Origin of the sequence: Paenibacillus sp. AN1007 (genome assembly GCF_040702995.1) — a bacterium.
Taxonomy (GTDB): domain Bacteria; phylum Bacillota; class Bacilli; order Paenibacillales; family Paenibacillaceae; genus Paenibacillus.
In genome coordinates this window covers 6,495,463-6,519,670 of the sequence record NZ_CP159992.1, presented here as the reverse complement: position 1 = coordinate 6,519,670, position 24,208 = coordinate 6,495,463, and the positions used below count along the sequence as shown (strand labels likewise).

General features: G+C 47.4%; 17 protein-coding genes and 1 pseudogene. All 18 read right to left on the bottom strand.

Annotation, left to right across the window (positions count from 1 at the left end; translation table 11 throughout):
• Positions 1–150 precede the first annotated feature (150 nt).
• Positions 151–4,092: an S-layer homology domain-containing protein gene (locus tag ABXS70_RS29175; protein ID WP_366292931.1), complete on the bottom strand. Its 3,942-nt coding sequence runs from the start codon at positions 4,090–4,092 to the stop codon at positions 151–153.
• Positions 4,093–4,260: 168 nt separating this feature from the next.
• The gene (locus ABXS70_RS29170) at positions 4,261–5,388 is read right to left on the bottom strand and encodes an MraY family glycosyltransferase (RefSeq protein WP_342553061.1); all 1,128 of its coding nucleotides are present in this window, start codon (positions 5,386–5,388) and stop codon (positions 4,261–4,263) included.
• Between the two features lie 380 nt (positions 5,389–5,768).
• A complete protein-coding gene (locus ABXS70_RS29165) occupies positions 5,769–6,527 on the bottom strand; it encodes a WecB/TagA/CpsF family glycosyltransferase (RefSeq protein WP_342553062.1) in 759 nt (252 codons plus the stop codon).
• 7 nt (positions 6,528–6,534) lie between these two features.
• Complete coding sequence (gene csaB / locus ABXS70_RS29160) at positions 6,535–7,773, bottom strand: polysaccharide pyruvyl transferase CsaB (RefSeq protein WP_366292927.1); 1,239 nt, start codon at positions 7,771–7,773, stop codon at positions 6,535–6,537.
• Positions 7,749–9,770 carry a DUF5693 family protein gene (locus ABXS70_RS29155; RefSeq protein ID WP_366292924.1) on the bottom strand — a complete coding sequence of 674 codons (2,022 nt, stop codon included), beginning with the start codon at positions 9,768–9,770 and terminating at the stop codon, positions 7,749–7,751. Before ABXS70_RS29155 ends, csaB begins: the two co-directional genes overlap by 25 nt.
• A 190-nt stretch (positions 9,771–9,960) precedes the next feature.
• Positions 9,961–11,682, bottom strand: coding sequence for a phospho-sugar mutase (locus ABXS70_RS29150; RefSeq protein ID WP_366292922.1), 1,722 nt, complete (start codon positions 11,680–11,682; stop codon positions 9,961–9,963).
• Positions 11,683–11,857: 175 nt separating this feature from the next.
• A complete protein-coding gene (fabZ, locus tag ABXS70_RS29145) occupies positions 11,858–12,289 on the bottom strand; it encodes a 3-hydroxyacyl-ACP dehydratase FabZ (protein ID WP_366292919.1) in 432 nt (143 codons plus the stop codon).
• Positions 12,290–12,794: 505 nt separating this feature from the next.
• Positions 12,795–13,022: a DNA-directed RNA polymerase subunit beta gene (locus tag ABXS70_RS29140; protein ID WP_342553067.1), complete on the bottom strand. Its 228-nt coding sequence runs from the start codon at positions 13,020–13,022 to the stop codon at positions 12,795–12,797.
• A gap of 11 nt (positions 13,023–13,033) precedes the next feature.
• The gene (locus tag ABXS70_RS29135; RefSeq protein WP_342553068.1) at positions 13,034–13,873 is read right to left on the bottom strand and encodes a flagellar hook-basal body protein; all 840 of its coding nucleotides are present in this window, start codon (positions 13,871–13,873) and stop codon (positions 13,034–13,036) included.
• 86 nt (positions 13,874–13,959) lie between these two features.
• Complete coding sequence (locus ABXS70_RS29130; protein WP_342553069.1) at positions 13,960–14,844, bottom strand: flagellar hook-basal body protein; 885 nt, start codon at positions 14,842–14,844, stop codon at positions 13,960–13,962.
• Positions 14,845–14,946: 102 nt separating this feature from the next.
• Positions 14,947–15,945 carry a rod shape-determining protein gene (locus ABXS70_RS29125; protein WP_342553070.1) on the bottom strand — a complete coding sequence of 333 codons (999 nt, stop codon included), beginning with the start codon at positions 15,943–15,945 and terminating at the stop codon, positions 14,947–14,949.
• A 220-nt stretch (positions 15,946–16,165) separates the two neighbouring features.
• On the bottom strand, positions 16,166–16,453 hold the full coding sequence (gene spoIIID / locus ABXS70_RS29120; RefSeq protein ID WP_024632710.1) for a sporulation transcriptional regulator SpoIIID: 288 nt from the start codon (positions 16,451–16,453) through the stop codon (positions 16,166–16,168).
• Between the two features lie 171 nt (positions 16,454–16,624).
• Positions 16,625–17,365 carry a M23 family metallopeptidase gene (locus ABXS70_RS29115; protein ID WP_342553071.1) on the bottom strand — a complete coding sequence of 247 codons (741 nt, stop codon included), beginning with the start codon at positions 17,363–17,365 and terminating at the stop codon, positions 16,625–16,627.
• Between the two features lie 120 nt (positions 17,366–17,485).
• The gene (gene spoIID, locus ABXS70_RS29110) at positions 17,486–18,934 is read right to left on the bottom strand and encodes a stage II sporulation protein D (protein ID WP_366292913.1); all 1,449 of its coding nucleotides are present in this window, start codon (positions 18,932–18,934) and stop codon (positions 17,486–17,488) included.
• Positions 18,935–19,695: 761 nt separating this feature from the next.
• Positions 19,696–20,886, bottom strand: a pseudogene (gene murA / locus ABXS70_RS29105) (UDP-N-acetylglucosamine 1-carboxyvinyltransferase); the annotation flags it as partial.
• Between the two features lie 521 nt (positions 20,887–21,407).
• Positions 21,408–21,665 carry a DUF1146 family protein gene (locus ABXS70_RS29100; RefSeq protein ID WP_342553073.1) on the bottom strand — a complete coding sequence of 86 codons (258 nt, stop codon included), beginning with the start codon at positions 21,663–21,665 and terminating at the stop codon, positions 21,408–21,410.
• Positions 21,666–22,298: 633 nt separating this feature from the next.
• The gene (locus ABXS70_RS29095; protein WP_342553074.1) at positions 22,299–22,703 is read right to left on the bottom strand and encodes a F0F1 ATP synthase subunit epsilon; all 405 of its coding nucleotides are present in this window, start codon (positions 22,701–22,703) and stop codon (positions 22,299–22,301) included.
• A gap of 63 nt (positions 22,704–22,766) precedes the next feature.
• Complete coding sequence (gene atpD / locus ABXS70_RS29090; protein WP_342553075.1) at positions 22,767–24,170, bottom strand: F0F1 ATP synthase subunit beta; 1,404 nt, start codon at positions 24,168–24,170, stop codon at positions 22,767–22,769.
• Between the last annotated feature and the right edge of the window lie 38 nt (positions 24,171–24,208).

Genomic DNA, 24,208 nt, shown 5'->3' with positions numbered 1-24,208 from the left:
CTACCAAATTACAAAAATAGTTATTGGAAAAAATTCGTTTCCTTCTATTATAAATGAGTTCTTTGTCAATTCATTAACAGTCAGGAAAAGGACCCGTTCCCTTCGCAAAGGGTACAGGTCCTTTCCAAATTGATTCTTATTAAATCCAGATTAGCTCAAGTTTTTAGGGAATAACTTGGTGCTCTTCTTCAGCAGCTCGACTGCAATCTTGGCTGCTTCTGCACGAGTCAGATTGCCCTTAGGATTGAATTGGAATTGTTTCTTAGTAGATCCTGTAACTGTGACTGGACTACCTTCCATGATTTTAGCTTTAGTTATAGCTTGTACAGATGGACGAGCATAATACTCAATGGAACCCGAATCCTGGAAAGACTTGGCGAGAGTGGCTGCCAGCTTGCTGTCATTGGTCGCCAGCTTACTGCTCATCGCTCTTGCAATCATCACTGCCGCCTGCTCACGAGTTATACGATCCTCTACACCAAAGTAACCATCGCTTAACCCTTGAACGATACCCGCACGTGCAGCTGTCTCGATTGCAGCAAAACTCCAGGCATTTTTCTCTGCTCGTTTAGATACATCGATAAATGTTTGTTTATTCACATCATAATTTAGCGGGATATTCAGACCTTTGACAAGCAGTGTTGCGAATTCTCCACGTGTCGTTTGGTCATCTGCACCAAATTCTCCAGTACGAAGAGCCTTCATAACCCCTTTGGAATACAAAGCATTCAAGATGTTACGGGCCCATGGGTGATTCGTAATATCCTGGAAGCTCTTGCTCTGCTTCATTACCTTATAATACCCGAACTCATCAAAAGGAACTGTAATCGTATGTCCTTTCGTATCCACGACACCGCCTATTGGAACCCACTGCTTCTGGTCGCTTACATCCGTATAGCGGAACACACTAATGGTTGAACCTACTTCGTCCACAATACTAGGATCATATTGAAGCGTCAGACTTCCTCTTTGCGAAGGAGTAAGAATTCTTGAAGTCGGATATTCCGGGTAATATCCATAGATGGAATATGGCGGGATACCGTCTGTATACGGCAAGTTATTCAGTTCACCGAGTCCACCATTAATCCAGTAGACATTGGAGATCAAAGTAAAGTTGCCTGTATTGTTTGTGGAGCTAAATGCGCTTATTAAGTCTTCACGCAAAGCAATCGCACTTTCTCCACGAACCGTTCTCATATCTCGGTCTATGTTCATTACATTCCCGTAATCATTTTTACGTTCCAGCACACCGTTCAGTGGATCTGCAATACCAAACAAAATTTTGTTGTCAGGATAGAACTTCGTGCCGCCGTCCACTTTAGCCTGAAGAATGGTTCCTTTAGGGAAAGTTAGCGTGAGCCCCTTATTGAACACCGTATACTTGTTAGCTACTTTAGGAGCCATATATTGACTGTCTACAGTTACTGCTCCTGTATAAAAGACGTTAATTGTTTCATTAATGGTACTTCCGTCTCGCTCAATAGAGATTTTGATTTTATTTTCCTTATCCGGTTTCAGACCAACATAATCATAGATATATCGGTTATTCATATCTGTACGTTTGGCTGCTGGTTTCTTATCAACCAAAACGCGGGATGCACCCTCTGCTTCGATATCGAAACGGATATAGTTTTTGTTCACGACAATTTTGTCACCAACGGTTGGTTGTGGCGCTACAATCCGGAAAGAGGACGGTTCACGTACAATTTCAAGCCGTTGTGTTGTTCTTGCACCTGTACTATTGATTAACTCGAGTGTGAATACCTGCGTACCTGGTGAGTCAAATTTCAAATTTTTGATCCGCGCGATAAATTGTCTTTCATTACCCGCAAAGTCAAACTTTTTGAGCTGCGGCGCCGGGCCCTCTTTATCCAGATCAAGTGTCAATGTTCCCGTCTGATCATGACGGAAAATCAGCTCAGAGCCGAAATAAACATTAGCAACCTGTGCTCCCCCGCCTCGGAAAACCAGATCATACGTATCTTCACTTGTTACATACTTATTTTCCTTAAATGCAAAATCAGGAGTAACCGCGAAGATATTGTTCATTTCTTCAGGGGTATAACTCGTTATCGCCTTCTCATAAAACGGTGCCCGAGCATTCGTAGACTTCGGAACAGCCGTCGGCATGAAGGAGTCAATGGTAGATACATTTTCATCAATAATATAGATTGTGAGTGTTCTTGTAATTATTACTGGTGCACCCTTCTCATCAGCATCAGTAGCCGTGATACGGATGATATTTTGCCCGTAGCCCAATGGGCCATCCTTCGTGATTCCGAGATTAAACTTAAAGCTGTTGCCTGAATCTATAGGGAATCCTGAGGTTGGTTTCTCAACTTTACCGTTCACCTGTAGCTCGGATTTGAAACCATTTTTCGGACCACTACTATCCACATTACGAAAATCCAGATATTTACCAATAACCTCTAATTTTGCAGAGCTATTACCTGAATTAAAACTGAAGGTTTGACCATCCTGCAGGTTCTCGATATAGATTGAACTGCTCGAAGCAAAGCTTACCCAGGCTACATAAGGTAGTTCAGGCGCTTTGGAAGCATCTCCATAGAAGAAGCTGATTTTCTGCTGTCCGCCTGCCATCTTCTCAACTTTATATATCTGCTGATTATCATTGAGCCCTGTATCAGTTCCTGACACAGCGTCAACTTTAAGGGGTACAGTCAGTGATGGAAGATACTTACCATTAATGGCTGCACCTTTGATATTTTGAGATGACTCGACCAAGATATAGAATGTATCTTCAGAAACTTTAGTGTAATCTGTTTTGTTCAAAAGAACCTTTGAATTAACTGGTCCACTTGTGTAACCAGGCAGATAATAAATATTCGTTATATCTTTACTATCTGTGGAATAGGTAAACTCACCAGTATAACCTGTATTAAATGATCCATACTTGGCAACCACTTTTAACGGCTGGTCTCTGTTTGGTTTGCCTCCTGTAGCTGCGAGGTCAAATTCCCCCACACCTTCAAAAGTAATCATTCGATATTGATAGTCAACCCCATTTGCACCCGTGATAAGGATTTCTTTGCTGGGATCAACTTTCACCGGGTAGGTTTCATTGTTCACTTCAATACCTGCAGCCTCATCAAATGCAGTTGTAGAGTAAGGTACGATAATTTGACCTGACAGTTTAGCAGATGTTCCCGGTGCGGAGAAATTAGCTTGGGTATTCAGAACAGACTTCTTCTCTCCACCTATGCTGATCTGCAGATCTGCAAATGACTGATTTTTGTCAAAATAATATAACGTTCTCTCTACAGTCATTGCACTGGACGGACCCACGATATCAAATACAACTTTGTTCTTCCCGCTTGCAAGCTCCAGTGGTGGAGTAAAAAACTTCTGACTAACATCACTGGTCTGTGTTGGGAAAGCATCCACTTTGGTTCCTCCATTAATGGAGAGAGAAACTCTGGATGCATTTTGCAGCGTCAACCCGAAAGTAACGCTTTTTGTATCAACAACGGTCTCGGATACACCGTTAAGATTGAATTCCTGTCCGTTACCTGTAGTAAAATCAGTTGTAACGGTCATTTTCTCAATTAATGGCGTTTCTTCATATAAAACATAAAATGTATTAGAGCGCTCGACATTGTTTAAACCACGTCCGGTCAATGTTACCTGGTTAAATCCCGGAAACAGATCTAACGTAGCTGTGAACTTGGGAGCAGCCTGAGATCCTGCATCAGCTATTACACTACCCGTTCTTGTGCGGCCGGCATCAACCGTCCATTTCGTATTGCTGCTGTTTAACGTCAGCTGCTCAACAGACGCTCTCATGTTCTCGGTACTAACTCCTGAAAACGTTCCTGTAACCGTGATCTTTGCATCCTTGGTTACAAAGGCTTTATCTCTAGTTAGAAATACTTTGCCAGCATTAGCTGAATCAATAGTAAGATCAGACGTGTCTCGCAAAGTTTTCAAATCAGGTATGAAATAAGAAGCTGTGCTTGGTATATCCTCATCAGCTGCTGAAGCAACGGCGCCACCGAATAGACCTTGTGGGAACAACGAGAGCACCATGGTGACCAACATGATCCAAACCAATGGCCGTTTCTTTTGTTGCATTACGTATCATCTCTCCTCTTTTTAAGTCAGTTACCATTGTTTATCGGCAAAAAGGTTCCAATTATTTAGTAAAAATCTCAAAAAAAACAAAAAAAACCTTATCCACGAACGGGATAAGGTCAGGGTCTGTAATATATTCTACAATAGCGGGAATCCATATAATTTGCTTTAAGATTTCGAGCGGGTCTGCGGGTTCAGCTTCACGCGCATACGCATCAGGAAGTTGATCACCGGTTTTCTGGTTTTGCTTACAAGTCCGATGACCTCCGCACCAACCTGCAGGAAGAACATCATAATACAGATGACGACAAAGGTTACCCAATTGGCTTCAAACATGGCTGCCGAAGACTGGATAATGGCCAGCACACCGAAGAATGCGGCAATACCGTAGATGATCAGTACAGTCTGACGGTGACTGAATCCAAGTTCACGCAGGCAGTGATGCAGGTGACCTTTATCCGGTGAGAAAATCGGCTTCCGCTGCACTGCACGACGGATAATGGCGAACAGCGTATCCGAGAGCGGTACACCAATAATGATCAGCGGTGTAATGAAGGACACGACTGCAATTTGTTTGAATCCGAGCATCGAGAGCATCGCCAGCGAGAAACCAAGGAATAACGAACCGGTATCCCCCATAAATATTTTCGCCGGATGGAAGTTAAAGAACAGGAATCCGATAATGCTGCCGAGCAGCACCAGACACATCAGAGCAATCATCGTATTGCCCATCAGGAATGACATCACCGCAATGGTACCAATGGCAATACCGGACACACCGGCAGCCAGACCATCCAGTCCGTCAATGAGATTGATCGCATTCGTTACACCAACAATCCATAAAATCGTCAGCGGGATGGATACCCATGTTTCGAGTGAAGAGTACGCATCCTGAAACGGAATGTTGACAAAGTCTACACGGATGTTGAATCCAAACACAACTACAGATGCAGCCACGATCTGTCCGAGCAGTTTCACCTTCGCAGACAGTTCAAAACGGTCATCCAAAGCACCAATCAGTACAATGATGGAGCCTCCGACCAGAAATGCACTGACAAAACTCATATCCCGCGTTGTGAACCAGGCAGAGACAAACGGCAGCAGTGCCGCAACCGTAATAACAAAGGCAAGGAATATACCCAATCCGCCAAGACGCGGCATAATTCGGGTATGCACTTTACGCGCATTCGGTGTATCCATAGCACCGATGCGGATTGCGAACTTTTTAACAAGTGGTGTCAGAGCTAAAGCAAGTCCCATTGACACGAGAAATCCAATGATAAAGATCGCTACCATTTGAACATTCGACCCCCAATTATAATACCGAACAAATTATAAATCCCCTGATCTCTTTTTTTCTATATATAAAAAACATGTTTGTCAGTGTTGATGAAAAAATTCCTGTTGCACTTTTAACGTAGAGGGCAGAAATAACCTGTAGAAGCGCAGCGTTCGCCTTTATCACGGAATTCTATCCTCATAGGAGGATCAATCAAGAGAATTCAGGGATAAGAGTGATCAAAAGGTTATTCTGACATCGTAGTGGTTTATGTGCAACAAATCCGTTTTCATGGAGTGACACACATCAATCCGCAATGAATTATACGCTGATCATATGCGAAAAGCCATCCTCAATTTCTAGCAAAAACACGCATTTATCTCGCAATTGCCTGTTTTTAACGGGCTTTTGTCACGTTTTCTTTGTCCTGCATCACTTTGATCGCGAATTTCGGAAGCGCAAGCATGCGTCCAGCCCGGCTCGGCTGACGTAACAGACGATAAAACCATTCCAGTCTCAACTTTTGGAACAGTATAGGTGCACGTTTCATTTTGCCCGAGATGATATCAAAGCTTCCTCCAACCCCCATGGTAACAGGAACTTGAAGTTCATGCTTGTATTTGTGAATCCAAGGCTCTTGTGTATCAGCCCCGCGAGCAACAAATAACAGATCCGGTGCTGCCTCCCGAATCGAAGCAACAACCTGCTCATCTTCCGCCGAACCAAAGAAACCGTCTCGATAACCCACAATACGAATCGCCGGATACTGCTGTTGTAACCGATCTGCGGTAGCTTGAATCACCTCAGGTGTGGAGCCAAGCAAGTACACGCCCCATCGATAGTTTTCACCAACCCGCAGCAATTCATGTAAAAGTTCGAAACCCGGTACTCGTTCTGCTACAGGATCTCCGCAGTAGTTGGCAGCCCATACCACACCCGTTCCGTCTGGAACAATCATCTCGGCATCCTGCATGACTTTCATCATTGCGGGATTCTCCAGTGCAGCCATGACCATAATCGGATTGGCGGTAATGACCTGATGCGGCTGTTTGGACAGTACGGCTTCTTCAAGTACCTTGACCGTTTCTTTCATCGTTAACTTGGAAAAGGGGATACCATAGATCGAAACGGTAGGAATAGATCCGGTCTGACTCATTGTTATCTCATCCTTTGCGGCCTAAATAGGTAATAATTTGCTTGGCAGGCTCTCTTGCCTCCTGCTTCAATGACGTAATTTGATCCTCATGTTCCTTCAGCCACTGTGAACGCTGATCCAATAATTTCGCCACGGTGACCGCGAGTTTATCGCCATCAAGTGTGGTGGTACTGCCCGCCGGTTCACTATCCAAACGGAGCAGAAACTGATCAATCTTGGGATCATACGAAATGCCGACTGGTGGAACATACTGCGAGGCTGCGTAGATCAGGCTGTGCAGACGCATACCGATCATCAGATCACAGCGGCTCACTTCCTCCAACATCTGCTGTGGATCGGTGAGATCTTCTGTGATGCTGACCTCGCAGCCTTTGCTTGTTACATCACCGAGCATTTCCATCATAAAACGAGATGCCTGTACATCCTCCGGCAGATGAAACGGCATGAAGCGCAGATGTACAGCCTTCTTAGCCGCCAGCTTCTTCAAACCAGCAGCGATGGCGGTAAGCTCCTTACGGTCTTCTTCCCAGAACCGCACGGACACACCGATGACCGGAAGCTTGGCATGTTTATCAACGGCAGCCTCTGTGTGAACTTGCTGTTGACTCACTTGAGCAGCATCATTCGTAACAGCCGGAACACCTGTCTCAGCAGGAACATGATCCACTGAAGCAGAAGATTCATACCCTCGATCAACTAAAGCTTTATCCGGCAGCGGCAGTCCCATGACCGGATCAGGAACCACGTGAATTTGGTTCCATTTCAGTCCGAGTCTGCGTAAATAATCTGCCGACTGTTCGTCCCGTACCGATACATAGGTACAGGACTTGAAGACAGATTTGATCATCGGGTTAAATATTTTACGGTTAACAGGGCCAATCCCCTGTGCATAGATAAATGTAGGTTTTTTCAGCCATTGAGCCAGCTTGATTACACCGAGATAATACGGAATGGACTTCAAACCCGTTGCATCCTGCAGCAGACTTCCCCCGCCGCTGATGAGACCGTCACTTTCTTTCAGTGCCTCACGAACTTCCTTCAGCTTCATCCGATGCACGGAACGAACACCGTGCATGGAGGTTGTCCACTCCGGGTCGATCGAGAGCACAATCGGTTCAATGGTAACATTCGACCGCTGGCTCTCTTCTTCCAGTGCGGTCAGAATGGATTTCAGTACAGCTTCATCTCCGCTGTTGTGAAATCCGTAGTATCCCGAGATGACTAACTTTTTAGAAGTGGTGACCATTTTTTCCAACATCCTTCCGCGACTTGCCACACACCCACAGCGATGATACCCAAGATCAAGCCAAGTCCGAGCCCCATCACCCCACGAATCAGTGACAGTACAGCCGGTGTATGAATATGCGCAAACGTATCAACCATGGACAACTGTCCCATCGTGGCGATTATCAGCGCGAAGATGACTTTGCGGTATTTTAAAGCGGCGAACACGCCAACGATAAATAGTGGGTGTCCCAGCATGAATTCTTTGAATCTAGGCCGTACACCGAACGTATCTTCCAGCGTTACGCGTAAGAACATCTCAAATGGCGTAACGGAACCAGCGTTACCTGTTCGGCTCAAATAATAATATCCAACAACGGCAGCGACAAGTGCCAATATAACCATAATGATGTTAATCGGCATACGCAGCAGGTCCTTCACTTGTTTTACAGAGATTGAACCGGAGCCGCGATAGAACACAATGTAGATCGCAACCAGACCAATCGGCGCAAAGTGCAGCAGACTCACGCCACGGAACTGGTTAATAACCAGACTGTACGTAATGTTATTCAGCAGTGCGATTACAAATGGTACAGCGATGAACGAAATAACGGATGTTCTTACATATAAAACGATAGTCTGTGCCAAACGGCGGCCCGCAGGCGCATCCGGCTGACGAAGCTGCGTTGCGTTTACGGTACGAACAGCCAGCACCATCGCAATGGTTGGTGCAGCAATGGCTGCCAGCAAGGCAACCCCCTGCTCCAGCAGTGTCGGTTTCAAAAGGAACAGTCCTGCACTTCCCACCAGCCCAAGCAGGAATACAGCAATGGTTAACACGGGTGCAAAATAAGAAACCATCAGTGCAATCAAGGCAATTGCCCCAATGAGAGCAATAAGCTTCGCATAACGCTGAATGGACGAATCTTTCACGGTGAATGCTTCAGCTTGTCCAAGCTCGAAGCCGTGTTTACCCATACGTTCAACGGCATGTCCCGGCTCACCAAGACTGTTGATCAGATTTTCGATCGGATCGGTGATTGCCGCTTTGGCAGTATTCCGGCTAGGCGCAGCATTCATATAGATCATTCGAATGTTGCGGTCCTTCGCTGCCAATACAAAACGATCAGCAATCGTATCTTCTTTCAGATTTGCATCTGCATCACTCAGTGAGTACAGACGTGTTACGTTGTAATCAATCTTATAAGCCAGCGTCTGGAATCCAGCCTGCGGCTTCTTCAGATTTTCAATCGCCGCCAGACCGATATGATGTTTGTTCAGCAGCTGAGCAAACTGATCCAGGCTTTTCATCTCTGCATTATCATTGTACCCTTTCACTGCATCCCCATCAAACAGGATACGTGTCACACCATTCTCTTCGAAGAAGGTGAGCAGTCGCTCCATCGATTGCTGGTTGTAAGGTACTGTATCGGAGATACGGGGTAGAATATGAAAACCGTTATCACGCAGCAATTTCACCGCAACCGGATCAGGCTGCATTGGCTGCATGTTGGCATTCTCCGGTGGTGTCTGTAATATTAAGCCGCTGCGGCCTTCATACTCCCAAGGTTCAACCGGGATCTGACGCTCAGCGAACGTTTGTTCAATGATAGGGGTGTAGGTCTGCGCATTCTCTTCGGATGTGAACAGCACATAGGTATAGTTCGCATTCGAAGGAATAAGCTGCTTCGTCATGTTCGCAATATCTTGACCTGAATAAACCATCAAGCGGCGAGTTTTCTTGAGTTCGTCCAGCGTACTCTCAAACACAGCCATCGTAGTCACGCCGGCATCTTTCAGACGTGTCATTTGCTGATTAATAAAGTCCTGCGGATGAGCCTGATACGCGGAAATATCCAGCAGTCCCCGATAGTTGAAGACCAGTTCCACTTTGTTGGCAGAAGATTCGGTCTGCACCCGATCACGGATGACCGGAATAGATGCAACCAGACCAATAATAACGATGAGCCATAACCACTTCCGGGAAGCGTTATTCCATAAAACCCATTTTTGACGCACTACATGTACCTCCTCAGTTGTTGGAACCAAATGCCCGTTCTGCTCTTGTAATTCTTACGTTCAGCATGTGTTAACAAGCTCTCTTATATGCCAGCACAAAACCACTTTTATTTCAAAGAAAAACCCCTCCGCCAACCAACCTTACGGTGCGGAGAGGCCTTCTCATCTATTCCTTACAGTACCATTTGTTTTATTGTGCGTCTACACGTGACATTACCGCGGAAGCCAGACGTTCAATCCGGTCCTCTGCATCTGCCAGACTCTCGCCGCGTACAGCGAAGTACACTTTGATCTTTGGCTCTGTACCGGAAGGACGCAGGCAGAACCATGAACCATCCGCCATAATAAATTTCAGTACGTTTTCCTTCGGCAGCCCGTCCAGACCAAGGGAATAGTCGAGCACATCCTGTACGGCAACACCGGCAACTTCCTGCGGTGGATTAGAACGCCAGTCGGTCATTTTCGCCTGAATCTGAGCGACACCGTCTTTGCCTTTGAGCGTGCGGGATTCCAGTTTCTCCATGAAGAATCCGAACTGGTTGTACAGCTCCTGCAGCACATCGTAGAGTGTTTTGCCTTGGCTCTTATAGTAAGCTGCCGCTTCGGCAATCAGCATCGAGGCAAGCACCGCGTCCTTGTCACGAGCATAGCTGCCGGAGAGGTAGCCATAACTCTCTTCGTATCCGAAGAGGAAGGTATGACTTCCGGTAGCTTCGAACTGGTTCATTTTTTCACCGATATATTTGAAGCCTGTCAGGGTGTTCATCACTTCTGCACCATAATGCTGTGCGATCACCGCACCCATCTCGCTTGTTACAATTGTTTTGATCACTGCACCGTTGCTCGGCAGCGTGCCTGTCTCTTGGAGACGACTCAGCAGATAATGTATCATAATCGCACCGGACTGGTTACCAGACAAGACGAAATATTTGCCATCCTTGTCTTTCACGACAGCTCCCATACGGTCTGCATCCGGGTCTGTACCGATCAGAATGTCCGCGCCTACGGATTCACCCAGCTTCATCGCCAGTGTGAACGCTTCGCGTTCTTCCGGGTTAGGAGATTTTACTGTAGAAAATTCCGCATCCGGCTGCTCCTGTTCAGCAACGACATACAGCTGTTCGAATCCGATCTGCTCCAATACGCGGCGAACCGGAAGGTTACCTGTACCGTGCAGTGGGGTGTAAACGATTTTGAAATCGCGGCCGATGCCGGATTGGATCAATTCACGGCTCAGACTGCGGCTTGCCACCGTGTTTACGAAGGCCTGGTCTTCTTCTTCACCCAGCCAGATCAGCAAACCTTGTGCTTCCGCTTCTTCGCGTGTCAGTTTCTTCACATCTGCCAAGGAAGGAACCTCTTGAATGTACTGAATGACCTTCTCCGCTTCATGCGGTACCAGCTGTCCGCCTTCGTGGTTGTATACTTTGTATCCATTATACTCTGGCGGGTTATGGCTTGCCGTCACGACAATACCGCCTGTCGCCTGCAGATGGCGCACGCTGAAAGACAGCTGCGGTGTAGAACGCAGGGATGGGTACAGCTTGGCCACGATGCCATTTGCCGCCAGCACCAATGCGGCATCCAGTGAAAATTCAGGTGAGAAATGACGGGAGTCATGCGCGATGACAACGGAAGGTTTGCCTTCCTTGTCCCCATGCTGCTCCAGCAAATACCGGGCGAAGCCCTGCGTCGCACGACCCACCGTATATTTGTTCATCCGGTTGCTGCCTGCACCAATTACACCGCGCAGTCCGCCTGTCCCAAACTCCAGATTTCTATAGAAACGTTCCTCCAGCTCTTTTGGCTGATCCTTCAAATCACGAAGCTCCTGTTTGGTTGCTTCATCAATGGAAGCATCCTCCAACCACTGCTGCAGTGTCTCGGCTGCTGCTGCGCTTAACTGTTCCATGTCCAATAAGCCCCTTCCGTCTATATAAAATTCTCTTGATCAGCTTAGCTGTCAGCATATTCATAAGTTGAACTAAAGATATTTACACCTGCGCTTCGATGAGCGAACCACCTTCCATGTGTAAAGGATTAGTTCAACTTATCTGCATGACATATACATATACACGCCTATGTAATCAGCTTGGGTCTGCAAGCGCGAACATAATCTCGCCTTCAGCAACGACTTTGTCTTCTACGCGAGCAGTTGCTTTACCTTTGCCAATCGAGCCTTTCAAACGTGTGATTTCGACCTCCAGAATCAGCGTATCTCCAGGCACAACTTGTCCGCGGAATCGGAAATTGTCCAGTCCCGCCAGGAATCCGATTTTGCCTTTGTTGGCTTCCAGATTCAGCATGGCTGCTGCACCCACCTGAGCCAGTGCTTCCGTGATCAGTACACCGGGCATTACCGGGTATTCAGGAAAGTGACCAACGAAGAACGGTTCATTAATGGATACATTTTTCAAACCAACGGCACGTTTGCCATCCTCCATCTCTAGAATTCGGTCCACCAACAGGAACGGCGGGCGATGCGGGATAATGGATTGAATTTGTTTGATATCAAGCACAATGTAATCTCCTCTCGGGGTGTTTATACGAAGGCTCCCCATCATGCAGCAATGTCGGCACAATAGCGTCGTTTCGGGAACGAATCGTTCTTTGATCGCCATTGCCCCCGAATTTTTTTGATCCATTTTCCAATGGTTAAAATTCGGGGACAAACGCGAACGCTTTGCTTCTTTTGAACGATTCCGTTCCCTCCACTTACTGTAGTGCAAACCATTAAACAAGCATGATTAAGTCGATCCTCATATAAATGTTTCTTTTCATTTTTAATTGTGTATGAAATGTTGATTTAGCGTTAACACTAGTTATATCCTTCATGACTGCAGTAGTGAAGGTTGAGATAAGGGGTCTCTCTTCGCGATGACAGCATGTCTATCGCAGGGGAGGCCTCTTCTGACGTTAAACGTCATCCATCACTACACTGTTCTCAACATCAATCATTATACTGTTTTCAACACCAAAAAGAAAACTCCTGCATGCGCAGGAGTTTTCGCCGAACTCGTTATCTTATGGAGCAAATACCAAGTCATAGACATGTTTCCAGGTACTCCATTGCCATACGGAACCGATATCCTGTTTGCCCAGTACCACATATCCAGCGACCATTCCGCCAGCGAGGGCAAGAACAAGCAGAATCGGGACCAGGAACCATCTTGCGATGCGCCACCCGCTCTTCTTTTTCTTCTTGACTTCCTTCTGTTCCGGCTTGCTGTTCTGCTGCTGTGTTTCTGTCATCCCATTCACCTTTATGCTCTCATATTATTGGCAAGACCCGCCATGGAATCACTGGACGTAAGTGCCCTTGCTGCCAGCTGATATGTCCGCTGACCCTGCATGAGCAGCGTCATTTCCTGCGCCATATCGACGTTGGACTGTTCCAGAAATCCTGTGCGAATGGATGCTTCAGGCTCACGCGCTGCCGCATTAGCCCCAAACACATCGTTCTCCGTTAACCCGGCATTCAGACCAAACAGATTATCCGACAGCTGCACCAGTCCCTCCGGGCGTTCAATATCAACCATCTGCAGCTGTCCTGTAATGACTGCGTTCGCCGCATTCCCCTGACGCATCAGCAGGTTACCCTTTTCATCAAAAGCAACCGTACTGTTTCTCGGCGCTGTAATCAGCTCTCCTCTACGATTCAGAGCAAAATGACCATCGTTGTTAACCAGAACCATCAGGTCTGGATCATTAGGATTGGCTTTTGGACGCATATCCGGTACAAAATGAAATGACCCTTGACGTGTCCATGCTTTCTGACCGTTTGCCTCAACGGCAAACAGCGCATTGCCTTCAATCGCCAAGTCTGTTGGATTGCCGGTCTCTTTCATGCTGCCCTGCGACATATCTCTGGTGAGATTAACGAGACGTGCTCCGAATCCAAGGTTATACCCCATCGGCGTCGAGCGCCCATCCTGCTTGTATTTGTCATCCTGCTGCTGCACACGGGTCAGAGCATCCTCAAAACTTGCCTGCTTGCTCTTATAGCCTGCCGTATTCACGTTGGCAATATTATCGGAAATGACATCCAGCCGCTGCTGAATCGCGGTCATGGACACCTTGGCACTAATCATGGAATTGTTCATGCGGTGGTTTAACCTCCTGCTTTGCTTCGAGAAAGGCTCTTAAGCCCATCACTGTGCGGTTATATGGGTACGCTTGGCGTTATTTGTTATACACGACCAACTTCATTAACGGCTTTATCCAAACTGCGGTCATAGAACTGAACGACCTTCTGGTTCGCTTCATAGGCACGGAATGCTGCATTCATATCAACGGTGGCCTGAGAAGCATCTACATTGGAACCTTCCAGGTAACCTTGATGAATCTGCACATTATCCGCAGCAGCCATCATACGCGCCGTCGCTCCATCTTCTTCATTCAGACTAAAGCTGCCGTCCCCTTGACGGATTAACTGATTCGGCTGATCGATGATACTGATGCCAAGGGTAACACCTGTCGGGGCACCCGTATCCGCATTCACCAGGCGGCCCTGCTCATCCACTTTAAATTGCTCTACAGAACCTGTCAACACAACCGGCTGTCCATTGTTATCCAGCACTTGAGCACCGGTGGAACTGAGAAGCTGTCCGGTTCCGTTCACTTCCAGATGACCATCGCGTGTATACCGTGTATTGCCAGCTGCATCCCGAACCGTGAAATAGGCCTGCGGCTGAAACATGACCGTTCCATCTGCCCTTACAAATTTGCCCGAAGCATCAAACGCAACAGGCTGGTTCGTCTGTGGATCATTCACACTCAGGTTGGAAGAGATCGCAAAATCACTTCCTCGTTTCGTTTCCATAAGAGTCCCCTGAACATTCATCGATAAACTCTCTTCCGCGAATACACCCGAATTGAGCCTGCCCAGCCGCTTGGTTGGAAGATTGGCATCCCCGCCGATTAGCGTAATGAGCATTTCCGGGAATGAACGGTTCACACTGTTCACCTGCTTATATCCCGTTGTGTTCATATTTACGATATTTTGCGTAGCTGTGTCATGGCGGCGCTGCTCTGTAATCATTCCCGCGGCAGCGGTGTACAGACCTCTTAACATGAATGAACCCCTCTCTTCAAACGCTTGTCCCTGCTGCGCAGGCGCTGTTTGTCCGTTCTGTTCACCTGTATGGTGAACCTGCTTGCTTTTTATATCGGCAGACTAGAACTTTTTCTTAACCACTTGGTCCAAATTATTCAGCATAATGCCTGTCCCTTTTACAACGCAGTGCATCGGATCCTCTGCAACCCATACCGGTACATGCAGTTCATTGGACAGCAGTTCATCCAGTCCGTTCAGCAGTGCACCTCCGCCAGTCAAAACTACCCCACGGTCAATAATGTCCGCAGACAGTTCAGGCGGTGTGCGTTCCAATACTGACTTGGCTGCAGCGATAATAGATTGCACGGAATCCCATAGTGCTTCCTGCACTTCACTGCCTGACACCGTGACTGTAACCGGCAGACCGGTTACCATATCGCGGCCGCGGATATCCATCTCGGCTTGATGTCCGGACGGGTTCACGGAACCAATGGCTACTTTGATATCTTCCGCTGTGCGTTCCCCGATCATGAGCTTGTATTTGGCTTTGACATACTTGGTAATGGCTTCGTCAAACTTGTCCCCTGCAACTTTAATAGAAGAGGCGGTGACTACGTCGCCCATAGACAGGACTGCAACGTTAGTCGTTCCGCCGCCGATATCTACGACCATATTGCCGCTCGGCTGAAAAATATCCATGCCTGCCCCGATGGCTGCCGCTTTCGGCTCTTCTTCCAAAAACACTTCTTTGGCACCGCTGCGCTCCGCAGCTTCACGGATGGCCTTCTGCTCTACGGAAGTGATATTCGTTGGTGCACAGATCAAGATTCGCGGGTGGCTGTACCAGCTTCTTGCTCCCACACGATTAATGAAATGCCTGAGCATAGCTTCCGTAATTTCGAAGTCCGCAATAACACCATCGCGCAGCGGTCTGATGGCAACAATGTTACCCGGCGTCCGCCCTACCATACGACGCGCCTCTTCCCCGACAGCAAGGACCCGCTTCGTATCGCTTTCAATGGTCACGACAGAAGGTTCATTGAGAACAACTCCGCTTCCTTTCACGTGAATAAGCACGTTCGCCGTGCCAAGATCAATACCGATATCCTTGCTAAACATAAAAGAGCCCCCAAAGTGATATTATTTGGTCAGCGTATCCTGTGAAAAAGTGTCTCTTATCACGTCACCGCTCGTTCGACAAAGTGCAACATATATATGTAAAAATCGGGCTGATAAGATGTCATAATTCGATCCTGTACCAGCTTTTAACATATCATACTTCAGGGGAGGGATTCAATCCATGCTGTGAGCTTTTTGGCCTAGTTCTTGAAGAACTTGCTTATGATTTGGCGGAAGCCAGCACCTCACGTTTTTTTCCACTCGTTTTTTTGTACTTGATTTTGGTCGCTTCACCGCCCCGCAAATGACGGATCGACTTGTGGTACTCCAAAATGTGTTTGACCTGGTCAGCAAGATCAGGGTTGATTTCCGGCAGACGCTCCGTCAGATCTTTATGCACAGTACTCTTTGACACGCCAAATTCTTTGGCAATGGTACGGACCGTATTTCTCGTCTCAACAATGCAGCGACCAATTTTGATGGTCCGTTCCTTGATGTAATCGTGCACGCTCCCGCCTCCCTACTGTGTGGATAGTTTGGTACATTATATGAGGAGCATGCCTATATATTCGCGGTTTAGAGGTGTGACAAGCTTCGAAGGTCCCATTATTTTCTGAAAAGCATAAAAAGAGCAGAGGTTATTCACCCCTGCCCATCATGTTAGTGCGGTAAAAATCATTTATTTTTCCGGAAGATATCCTTGCGGGTTCACAGGCTGACCATCTTCGTAAACTTCGAAGTGCAGGTGGTTCCCCAGGTTTTTACCCAGTTCACTTACACCGGCAGATGCAATGGCATCCCCCTGCTTCACTTCATCGTCCTGTTTTACTTTGACATCAGCAAGGCTCTGGTATACCGTTTTCAGGTTATCGCCGTGTGTAATTTCTACCACTTGACCTGTAAGCGGGTTCTGCTCGACTCGTGTAACTTTTCCGCTGAGCGCTGCTCTGATCTCAAACGTTTTGTTATCCCCACGAGCCAGATCTATGCCGGTATTCGGAATAAATGTGTCATTGTACTGCACCATTGCTGCCTCATGTTCCTCACTTGAAGCTTCGTTGTCATAGAATGGTTTCACAACCGAAATCTCGGAAGGGGATGCTGCTGGCCAAACAAAATTTTCCGACTTTGCAACAACTTCCACACTATCCTGCTCTCCGCCTACCGTTGTTCCATCCGTGCTCGCTGCGCCTGTTTCTACTGATTCTTTAGCCGAGTCGGGGTTCATAGCTTTGTCGCCTGTTCCCTGATAGACCCACACTAGAGTTAGTATAATACCTGCTGCTGCGATGTAGACTGCCGGGAAAACCCAACGTTTGGACATGGTCTTTCTCCATGAAGAGGGCTGAGCTGCCGGTACTCCCTGCGTTGTTTTAGGAGTTTCTTCTTGGACTGTTTTTTTGTTGTTTTGTTCATTCATCTTGATCACCTCAGTAACAAGTGTTACCGGGTGCAACTCTTTTATACACGCGCGACTCTAAAAATTTTCACGCAGCTTTCAAAGAATGCTATATATGTTGGGGGTAGAGAAACATATTACTTACTTCCCCTGCTTTGAGGCCAGCATCTTGGATGCCTGTCCGAAGGAAATCCCGGTATAATAATGTTTCAGAATCTGGGTAGCTGTGTGTCCTTCCTGTGCCATACCGTTCGCCCCCCATTGGCTCATGCCAACCCCATGACCATAACCGTATGTCGTAATCTGCACTTCATCACCTTCTGTCTTCCAGCTGAACTGGCTGGATCTGAGCCCTAGAAGTTTGCGGACTTCCGGGCCGCTGAACGTCTCACCTGCGATCTGCATTTCCTTAATGCGGTGCCCCTTGGTGGTAGACAGCACCTTCATCCATGAACCGCTCTTCCCGGCATTCACCGGAACAGCGTCCAGCTTCAGCTTTTGCAAAATCTCGCTTCGTTTCATCGTCACCGTTTCTGTGAAACCCGGAGCCAGCTGTTTATCCCACGGACTGTCTACGCTTTTCAAATAGGGAACCACACTGCCCCACACATCCTCGGCGTTCTCGGTATATCCATTACTGGTAGAGAAGAAAGATGCTGTAATCGCCCGGCCTTGATAGGTCATAACCGCATCCCGGCTCTCACGCACAGCCTGCTGCAGCTTCTCCCATTCCTTCGCTTTGCCGAGCCGGGTCCAATCTGCCTTCACCTGATCAGGTGGAATGAATACTTGGTGGTTAACCGTATCCATCACATCTGCTGTCCCTGAAGGTACACCGCTGGTATCATTCGCTTCGAGCCTTCTCACAATAAATGTACGAGCTGCGATTGCCTGAGCTTTCAATGCTTCCAATTTGAATTCAGCCGGCATCTCGGCAGCAACAACTCCTGTCACATAGGTCTCCAGCGGCAGCTTTATCGTTGTGCCTGTCGCAGACAAGTATACCCGGACATTCGGCTCTGGATAGGTGACAGGCACAGCGGGTACAGGAGATGGATGTTTTGATTGAATGCCGGAACTCATACCAGCTGGCGTCGGCAGCGGCTTCACCTGATCTGCTGATCGCGGCCACACCAGGATAACCGGAATGGTTAAAGCCAGAATGAGTAGGGCCGAGACAGCTGCCGCGGGCCGCCAGCGCCCCTGTTTATGCCCCCAGCGGCGGCGGCCAAAAGCACGCATACGACGCTGTTTCACCTTCCGAAACCGATCTAATTCAATAATGGGGATGTGGATGCGCTCCGATGCCTCATGTCGGGCATGTTCGGTATGTTCGATATATTCAGTATCCCCTGCTAATTTGTCCCCAGGCCTAACGCGATTTTCTTCTGGCCTGCTATCCACGGGCATTTGTGCGGGGGCATTCTGTACCACTGCCTTCCAAATCTTCGTTTTCTGTAATGAGCTGCTTCTCTTCTTCGCAGGAGCAGGCTTGTCTTTCTCTGCATCCAGAGCAGAATCCTTCTCCGGTCCCTGTATACCTGGCCGCGGGACAAGCGGTATTTTAACCTGCACACGAGCTTCTTTCATTCAAAATACCCCTCCGTTGTCGAGGACCGGACCACAGCCGGCTCTTTTGTCTAATCCATAGTTTAAGATATGAGTTCCCTCGATCTGATAGAACCGGATTTAAGAGAAACGATAGTCCTATGAACACTGCTTTCAACCTGGCACCGTTCTGAGCTATTCCCTTGAAAGCATTGCTGCTGCGCGTACATAGGCTGTGCGGTCCATCAGCCGATTGTATGCAGCAGCTCTTTCATTTGGTCCCCCAAGAGGTGCTTCATCGAATGTGAAGTTATACAAGTTAGGACCAGCTATTAATAGAATCAGGTACTCATTGAACCTATTCATCCACTCATTACATTCGTGAAAACCTCCCCTGATCCAATGCATCATAGATTGAGCCTTTGTCACAAAATCTCTCGTTCATCTCGTTTAATCATGTAGAGGCACCCGCATACCATATACACTTAAAAATGAACACAAAAAAAGCCAAGCCCGAAGGCTTAGCTTTAGCTTTGTAAAACTTATACATACGCTGCGCTGATGTTTTCTTTCGCAGCAGCATTCCACATATTTCTTTCCTGTGGTTCACACGATAAAACGCAGCACGATACAAACTTGGTTTATGCCCAAGTTGGCTGTACTTTGAACATAGGTACTTCTTCTTCAACTTCAACCTTCTCGCTAGGAGCTTTAACCGCATCCAGCTTAGGCTCTTCAACCGAGATGCGGTAGATGTCCGCTCCAAGGCCATTGAGTTTTTCAGCCAAATGGACATAACCACGGTCGATGTGATGAACACCGCCCACTTCTGTCGTACCTTCAGCAACCAGGCCAGCAATGATCAGAGCAGCCCCTGCACGCAGGTCTGTCGCTGTCACTTTCGCACCTTTCAGCTTCGCATTCCCTGTAACGATGGACGAGCGTCCCTCGACTTTGATCTCTGCATTCATCAGTTGGAATTCATCAACGTGCATGAAGCGGTTCTCGAACACCGTCTCCGTCACAACGCTGGTTCCTTCGGATGCGAGCAGCAAAGCCATCATCTGAGACTGCATATCCGTAGGGAAACCTGGGTATGGTAATGTTTTGACATCCACTGCTTTGAGTGGACGGTCAGCAATAACCCGTACGCCATTCTCGTCCGGCTGCACCGTTACGCCCATTTCTTCAAGCTTCGCAATAACGGAGCCCAAATGATCGGAAATGGCACCCTCAACGTATACATCACCACCAGAGATTGCTGCGGCAGCCATATACGTTCCAGCTTCAATTCGATCCGGAATCACTGTATGTTTGACACCAGACAGCTTCTCGACACCTTCAATACGAATAACACCTGTACCGGCTCCGCGAACTTTTGCTCCCATCCCGTTCAGGAAGTTAGCCAGGTCTACGATTTCAGGTTCCTTCGCCGCATTCTCCAGAACCGTAACGCCTTCGGCCAGTGTTGCAGCCATCATAATATTTTGAGTGGCACCTACAGAAGCCACATCCAGATAAATTTTCGCACCGCGCAGTCGTCCCTGGCTGCGTGCTTCGATATAACCTTGGCCCAAGCTGATCTCTGCTCCCATGGCTTCAAAACCTTTGAGATGCTGATCAATTGGTCTTGTGCCAATGGCACATCCACCAGGCAGTGAGATTCTTGTTTGACCCAAACGCGTCAACAAAGGCCCCATGACCAGAAAAGACGCCCGCATTTTACTAACCCATTCATACGGGGCTTCACAGGAAGTAAGATTCTCCGCATTAACGGTAATCACTTCGTCCCGGTATGTAACTCCCGCTCCCAGCGATTCCAATACTTTGTTAATCGTCATCACATCGTCTAGAGGAGGCGCGTCAATAATAACGCTTTGTCCTTCTTCCCCTAAGAGAGAGGCAGCGATGATCGGAAGAACAGAATTTTTAGCGCCGCTAACTTTGACACTTCCGGTCAACCTTTTGCCACCGCGGACGATAAATTTGCTCATCATGGTTCCCTCCGCGCTTTTATTCCCTTTTCCTCATTCCGGAATACGTAAGCCCCACTATGGTAGAAAGGACTGTAGGTGTGTGTGGAATTTCGACATATTCTGGCATGTATGCTCAGATGTCTGTTCAGAAAAGAATTGGTTTGTATAATTCATATCGATGATACCATGTGTACTGTACATCCTGCTTCATGGCTTGTGAAAACATCAATCAGACCATCACAGCATCAGAACAGACGGATTGGGATGTTTTTTAGCCGGTATTCACCGGGTATCCCGTTTATAACCTACATAATAAGTGAAAAATTGTGAATTCCCTAACTTCCATCATAACATTGTTGAATTGTACGATACAAGCATTTTTACATAAAACATTTCAAATTCATTCAAATAAACGTTCACATTTTTTTCTTATTTTTTGGTCGACAACCTATACTCTAATTGTTAACACAATTAATCGATGTTATTCGACAATGAGCCGCTTGAAGAACCTAACAGATGATTAACCAACCATCTCAACATTAAAACAAATTTCTCAACATTTGCGTCCAGGACAGGTAATCAATAACAAAGCCAGCAACGGCATGACCCAGAATAATGGCGATCAGCAAATGCAGCAGTCTTCCCTGAGCACTTTTGGGCTGCCGAATCACCAATTCCAACTTCAAATGCTGCAGTGACCACCATGTTATTGCTATACATATAAGAGAAACGACAATTGAGATCAGGCTGTTGGTGCTCAATGTCTGATTCACCTGATTCGCCAGATCATTACCCATATCTCATACCTCCACCTTGATTACTGCAGCGATCAGCATATCCTACGCCCAGCATACATAACTTGTTAGTGTACTGGAATGTCCAGTGCAGAAATTCACTCGCTCTGCTGTCCGTTATGCTTCTGGTCTGCTGGATGTTCTGATGCCTATATGACCGAGCAACAGCAATTTGGCTGTGCATGATGATGGAAATCTGGCATCCAGCTTCCTGCTTCTGCTGACTCTAAGGAATATAGGCTGTTTCACTGTCACTTGTCAATTACATTGATTTCCACTTCGCTACATATTTTAATTTTTATTCTCCGAGATTTTGTGACTAAAACGACATAAAAGAGCGCTGTATCGATATCGATTCTGTCATTTCCTCGGAAATAATTCAACTTCCCCTCGTAAAATTGGTTCTATCAGGGGTATAAGCCCATACTTCTTAAGTCCTACATGTTATTCATCTAATCATTAAAAGGTGAATCTTATGACACGTTAAGCCATTCATACTATATAAAGAGAACACTCTCTAATCTTCGAATTTATAATTCATCCTGCATCATAAGTCAGTGTATATCTACTATTGTAATTTCATGCGAAAGATTAAAAGAACCCGGCAGACTATGCCGCCGGGCTCCACAAATCACTTTATTTGCCGACTACGTTAATCCGGTTAACCGCTTTTTGCAGAGCAATCTCTGCACGGCGGTGATCAAAGTGGTCCTGATTGCTTTGGCTGGCAAGCCGGCGTTCCGCCCGCTCTTTGGCCGCACGCGCACGATCCACATCAATGCTTTCCGGGAATTCGGCACTCTCTGCGAGTACAACAACCTTATCTTTGCGGACTTCGATAAAGCCGCCGCCAATGGCGACCTGCTTGCTCTCTTTTCCGTTTTTGATGATGATCGGTGCAATCTGTAAAGGTGTAACCATCGGGATGTGACCAGGAAGAATCCCCAGTTCCCCTTCAATACCACGAGCGATGATGCTGTCCACCTGCTGTGAATAGACAAGACGCTCAGGCGTTACGATTTCCAACAAAAAGGTGCTCAATTCCATCCCTCCTGAAACTATCCGAAGGATAGCTCGCTTCATAAGGACAATCCTGGACTCAGATTATACCAGTGTTTTGGCTTTCTCCACTGCCTCTTCAATGGTGCCCACGAAGAGGAATGCTGCTTCCGGCAGATCGTCATGCTTGCCTTCGAGAATCTCTTTAAAGCTGCGCACCGTTTCTTTAACCGGAACGTATTTACCCGGAATACCGTTAAATGCTTCAGCAACGTGGAAAGGCTGGGACAAGAAACGTTGAATCTTACGCGCACGATAAACGAGCGCTCTGTCTTCTTCGCTGAGCTCGTCCATACCCAGGATCGCAATGATATCTTGAAGTTCGTTGTAACGGGCCAAGATACGTTTTACGCCTTGAGCTACAGTGTAGTGTTCTTCACCTACAACTTCTGGAGACAAGATCCGGGAGCTGGATGCGAGTGGATCTACCGCCGGGTAGATACCCATCTCGGAGATTTTACGCTCCAGGTTAGTTGTTGCATCCAAGTGAGCAAATGTCGTTGCAGGAGCCGGGTCAGTGTAGTCATCCGCAGGAACGTAAATCGCCTGAATGGATGTAACCGATCCTTTCTTCGTTGAAGTGATACGCTCCTGTAGTTGACCCATCTCTGTTGCCAGCGTAGGCTGGTAACCTACCGCGGAAGGCATACGTCCGAGCAGGGCCGATACTTCTGAACCCGCTTGGGTGAAACGGAAGATGTTATCGATAAAGAGCAGTACGTCACGGCCTTCTTCATCACGGAAATATTCCGCCATGGTCAGACCTGTGAGGGCTACACGAAGACGTGCGCCTGGTGGCTCGTTCATTTGTCCGAAGACCATTGCTGTTTTGTTGATAACGCCGGAGTCACTCATCTCGTGATACAAGTCGTTACCTTCACGTGTACGCTCGCCAACACCGGCAAATACGGAGATACCACCGTGCTCTTGCGCAATGTTGTTGATCAGTTCCTGAATGGTTACCGTTTTACCTACACCGGCACCACCAAACAGACCGATTTTACCACCTTTTGCGTAAGGAGCCAGCAAGTCGATAACTTTGATACCTGTTTCAAGCATTTCAGCCTGGGTTGTCAATTCATCGAATGCAGGAGCAGAGCGGTGAATCGGGTTTTTGTGTTCAGCTGCTACTGTACCGCCAGTATCGATTGCTTCCCCGAGTACGTTAAATACACGGCCCAGTGTCGCTTCACCGACAGGTACAGAGATTGGAGCTCCAGTATCTACGGCTTCCATGCCACGAACGAGACCGTCCGTGGAGGACATCGCGATACAACGTACCCGGTTGTCACCCAGATGTTTCGAAGCTTCGAGTGTAAGATTTACACTAACGCCGCTTGCGCTTACTGTAGTGATCGTAATGGCATTGAGGATTTCCGGCAGACCGCCGCGATCAAACTCGACGTCAACAACCGGACCCATGATGCTCACAACGCGTCCTTTGTTCATCTTAACGTTCCCCTCCTACAAGCCTGCTACTTTGGCAA